Genomic DNA, 3,324 nt, shown 5'->3' on the forward strand with positions numbered 1-3,324 from the left:
GTTTAAATTTTTATTTGGTATTAAGGTGATCATGTATCTAATTTACAATAAATAATCAGGAGTTATACAAATAAAATTTCAGTAAAGCAGTTTTTTTTACTCCCACTTAAAAACCTTAACAGCTACAGCGTAGATGCCAAACCCCCAGATAATCATGATCAGGATTTGTTGTTTTACATCCCATAATCCTGCACCTTCAAATGCAACCTTTCGCATCGCATCGTTCAAATAGGTTAAAGGTAGCGCCCTGCTGATGGGTTGTAACCAGTTTGGGAATGCATCTATAGAGAAGAAAGTGCCGGAGAGTAAAAATTGCGGCAATGTAATAATATTGGAGATAGGCGGGATCGTGCTTTCGCTTTTGGCCAGACCAGACACCACAAATCCAAAGCCCATAAAAACAATGACGCCAATAGTCGCCAGTAAGAGCATATTGACTACCGTTATGATGCCATGAATAAGTGTAAAATGAAAGAAGAAATGTCCTATCAGGATGATAAACAGAGCACCAAGTAGCGCAAAACCAATTCTGGCAATTCCTTCGCCCAATACGATGCTGGATCTTTTGACAGGCGTGGCAAAAAAGCGTTTGATCACCAGGGTTTGGCGTAAACTAAAAAAGACGAATGCTGTTCCAAATACACCCGTACTGAGTAAAGAGAAGCCCAGTTGTCCAGGGAGGATGAAGTCTATGGTCCGGTAAATACGGCCTTTCACAGTACTTTCATTCAATTCAGCAACGGTTGGCTTGATGTCTTTTGAATTGAGTGTGTAGAGCAGGTTATTCAGGATAGATTTAAGAATATTGGATTTATCAATAGAAGCGGAGGTATATTTTACATCTGCTATAAAAGCCGGTGTGCCCGATGGATTGCTTTTAACATCAATGACAGCATCGATGGTCCCTTTTTCCAGGCTGGCCTGAATTTCTTTGGGATCTTTATCTTTGATGAGTCTCACTACGGAGACTTTTTCCAGTGCATAGATCACGGGGTTTTGAAGATTAGAACCAGGTGCAACAGCCAGATCGACTTTTACCCCACCTCCGCCAAGAAAACCGAAAACGAGAATAAAGATCAGCGGAAAAGCCAGGGTGAATACAACAGCAGAGGGGCTGCGCATAATAGATCTGAAGCTGGCTTTCGCCAGTGCTAAAGTTGCTTTGGTATTGTTGTAGGGTTTGTTCATGGTTTTCAGATTATCCTTCGCGCCATTGCTGGCCGGTCAGGTTAATAAATACATCTTCAAGGTTTGCCTTTTTAACTTCTTTCTTGCGCTCAAAGCCACTGTTCACCAGATTGTCAATCAAATTATCGGGTGAATCCAGTGCAATGATCTGCCCGTGTTCTACAAAAGCAACCCGGTCACAGAGCTGTTCTGCTTCATCCATATAATGTGTTGTGATCACCACAGTGGTGCCGCTTTTACGGATTTCAATAATGAGATCCCATAGATTGCGCCGGGCCTGTGGGTCTAAACCGGTTGTAGGTTCGTCCAGGAAGATGATTTTTGGATTGTTGATGAGGGTAGTCGCGATAGAAAAACGTTGTTTCTGACCTCCCGAAAGGGCTTTGTACCGGGCTTTGGCCTTGTCCTGAAGATTTACTTTTTCCAGCATTTCCATGGGCTTGATATCTACTCCGTACAGTCCGGAAAATAATTCCATCAGTTCAACCAGGTTGAGGTTGGGGTAGTAGCCTGCAGCTTGTAACTGTACGCCTATGATCTGTTTGATCCTTCCGGCATCATGATCTACTGATAAACCATCAACGGTGATTTCTCCGGATGTTTTTTCTCTTAGGGTTTCAATGATTTCGAGGGTCGTTGTTTTTCCAGCGCCATTTGGACCAAGTAATCCAAAGATTTCGTTTTCATACACGTCAAAGCTGATGCCTTTTACCGCGTTGAAATCATCATAGTTCTTTACCAGGTCTTTAACACTGATAATGGCCTTCGTTTTATCCATGGTGTAAAAGTAAGAAGGTTTTTAAGGAATAGAAAACCATCTATCCCTTAAAACCTGCAATATGTCGGTAAAATGATGTTTTAAACCTGTGAATAAGGTTACCAGGCGAGTTCGCCTTTGATCATTTCAATAAAATCATCAAAAAGATAACGGGAATCATGAGGGCCTGGAGAAGACTCCGGGTGATACTGAACAGAGAAAGCTTTTTTACCTTTGACACGGATGCCTTCAATAGACTGATCATTGAGATTAAGGTGGGTGATCTCTACTTTGTCAGAACTTCTCACTTCTTCTGGAATCACACCGAATCCGTGGTTTTGTGAAGTCACTTCACAATGATTTTTGATAATGTTCTTTACCGGGTGGTTTAATCCTCTGTGTCCATTGAACATTTTCATGGTTCCGATACCATTGGCTTCTGCCAGCAGTTGATGACCTAAACAAATTCCAAAGAGGGGTTTGTCTGCAGCTAAAACCTGCTTAACGGTTTCAATTGCATAAGGCATTGCGGAAGGGTCACCAGGGCCGTTGGAAATAAAATAGCCATCAGCACCCCATTTATTCATTTCTTCGAAGCTTGTCTTTGCAGGAAATACCTGTACATAGATGTCTCTGCCGTCAAAATTACGAAGTATATTTTTCTTAATACCCAAATCCAGTGCAGCGATCTTATAAGTAGCTTCGGGTGAACCGTAGAAATAAGGCTGTTTGGTAGATACTTGTGAAGAAAGTTCTAAACCATCCATAGAAGGAACTTCTGCTAATTTCTTTTTCAATTCTTCCAGATCAGTGATTTCTGAGGAAATAATGGCATTCATTGCACCTTTATGTCTGATGTGACGTACCAATGCACGAGTGTCAATGTCTGAAATACCAACGATGTTTTCATTCTGGAAGTAATCCTGGATAGATTCTGAAGCTTCTTTACGGCTAAATCCGATATTGTAGTTTTTGCAAACCAGACCTGCTATTTTGATAGAATCAGATTCGACTTCTTCTTTATGTATACCATAATTTCCGATATGAGCATTGGTGGTAACCATGATCTGTCCGAAATAGGAAGGATCAGTGAAAATTTCCTGATACCCGGTCATTCCTGTGTTGAAACAAATTTCTCCGGTTGTGGTACCGATTTTTCCGGCTGCTTTACCGTAATATACGGTTCCGTCTGCCAATAACAAGATCGCGGGTAACTTGGTGTAGTTAGTCATGATGATAATAATCAGAAATTATGTGGAAAAAAGAGAAAAAAGAATGGGGAGTACTGGCATTTTTGCCGTTTTTACTGTTAACAAATGTGATGTTATCTAACCCGTTCATTTCGGGATACAAAGATAGGTTTTTGAGTGTTCATTTCA

3 protein-coding genes are annotated in these 3,324 nt (G+C 41.1%); all 3 read right to left on the bottom strand.

The genetic code is table 11. From position 1 onward, the window contains the following. Positions 1–96: 96 nt before the first annotated feature. Positions 97–1,188, bottom strand: a complete 1,092-nt coding sequence (locus DBR11_RS12840; RefSeq protein ID WP_108553067.1) for an ABC transporter permease — start codon at positions 1,186–1,188, stop codon at positions 97–99. Between the two features lie 10 nt (positions 1,189–1,198). Beyond that, positions 1,199–1,966 (bottom strand): ABC transporter ATP-binding protein, encoded by a 768-nt coding sequence (locus DBR11_RS12845; protein ID WP_108553068.1) that lies wholly within the window; start codon positions 1,964–1,966, stop codon positions 1,199–1,201. Positions 1,967–2,064: 98 nt separating this feature from the next. Then, a complete protein-coding gene (carA, locus tag DBR11_RS12850; RefSeq protein ID WP_108553069.1) occupies positions 2,065–3,177 on the bottom strand; it encodes a glutamine-hydrolyzing carbamoyl-phosphate synthase small subunit in 1,113 nt (370 codons plus the stop codon). Positions 3,178–3,324 lie beyond the last annotated feature (147 nt).

It is taken from the genome of Pedobacter sp. HMWF019, from assembly GCF_003061025.1.
Lineage (GTDB): Bacteria > Bacteroidota > Bacteroidia > Sphingobacteriales > Sphingobacteriaceae > Pedobacter.

Coding starts and splice junctions, on each gene's coding strand:
- DBR11_RS12845 (WP_108553068.1), bottom strand. CDS start 1,966: ATGGATAAAACGAAGGCCATTATCAGTGTTAAAGACCTGGTAAAGAAC.
- DBR11_RS12840 (WP_108553067.1), bottom strand. CDS start 1,188: ATGAACAAACCCTACAACAATACCAAAGCAACTTTAGCACTGGCGAAA.
- carA (WP_108553069.1), bottom strand. CDS start 3,177: ATGACTAACTACACCAAGTTACCCGCGATCTTGTTATTGGCAGACGGA.